Origin of the sequence: Caballeronia udeis, from assembly GCF_001544555.2 — a bacterium.
In the GTDB taxonomy this organism is placed as follows: domain Bacteria; phylum Pseudomonadota; class Gammaproteobacteria; order Burkholderiales; family Burkholderiaceae; genus Caballeronia; species Caballeronia udeis.
Genome location: NZ_FCOK02000224.1, coordinates 1 through 914, shown reverse-complemented (window position 1 = coordinate 914; position 914 = coordinate 1). Strand labels below are relative to the sequence as shown.

The 914-nt window shown below is 60.0% G+C and carries 2 protein-coding genes; both read right to left on the bottom strand.

Annotated elements, in window-relative coordinates; genetic code table 11:
• Positions 1-10 precede the first annotated feature (10 nt).
• Positions 11-508, bottom strand: a complete 498-nt coding sequence (locus AWB69_RS51070) for an IS5 family transposase (RefSeq protein ID WP_407923093.1) — start codon at positions 506-508, stop codon at positions 11-13.
• The gene (locus AWB69_RS51065; RefSeq protein WP_062093255.1) at positions 418-828 is read right to left on the bottom strand and encodes an IS5/IS1182 family transposase; all 411 of its coding nucleotides are present in this window, start codon (positions 826-828) and stop codon (positions 418-420) included. Before AWB69_RS51065 ends, AWB69_RS51070 begins: the two co-directional genes overlap by 91 nt.
• Between the last annotated feature and the right edge of the window lie 86 nt (positions 829-914).

The following is a 914-nucleotide window of genomic DNA, read 5'->3' as shown; positions in this document are numbered from 1 at the left end:
AGAGGGCAGTTCAAAAAGGCTGCTCAGTTCGGCTGAAGATGTTCCAGCAGACGAGTGAGCAGGCTAGTTTGAGGAATGCTTCGTGAATGTCAGATCGGCGCTCGAAGCGAATGCGAAGACGCCGGAAACCATGGAGCCACGAATGAGTCCGTTCAACGACCCAACGGAACTTGCCGAGACCGCTACCGTGTTCGGTGCGGCGCCTGGCGATGACCGGTCTGATTCCACGCTCGCGAAGTCGGCGGCGATGCGAGTCGGAGTCGTAGCCACGGTCGGCGTAGATGACCTTGGGTTTGCGAAGCGGTCGGCCGCGAGTGCCGCGAATCGGCGGGATAGCGTCGACCAGCGGCAGCAGTTGCGTGACATCATTGCGGTTCGCGCCGGTCACGATCACGCTGACAGGAACGCCGTTCGCGTCTACGAGGACGTGGTGTTTGGACCCTGGTCGTGCGCGATCGGTGGGGTTTGGCCCAGTTTTTGGCCCGCCCCAACGGCTCGCACGGACGATGAATCGACAGCCGCATATGAGAAATCGAGCTGGCCAGATTCGCGCAGCTTGTCGAGCAGTAGCCCGTGCAGCTTGTCCCACACCCCGGCCTGCTGCCAGTCGTGCAACCGACGCCAACAAGTCGCTCCAGAGCCGAAGCCCAACCGGGTCGGCAAATGGTTCCATCGCATCCCTGTCTTCAGCACGAGCAGGATGCCATTGAGTGCTGCACGGTCCGAGACCGGCAACCGTCCAGGGTATCGCTGGCGTCGCGGTTTGGGCGGTGGAAGTAGCGGTTCGATCAGTGCCCACAATTCGTCATCGATGATAGGTGCCGGCATTCCTTGATCCGTTGTTCAGGTATCCAAGGTTAACCGTTTCGTGGAAAAGTAAACAGCCCTTCCGAGCTCTTTTTGAACTGGCCTTT

Coding starts and splice junctions, on each gene's coding strand:
- AWB69_RS51065 (WP_062093255.1), bottom strand. CDS start 828: ATGCCGGCACCTATCATCGATGACGAATTGTGGGCACTGATCGAACCG.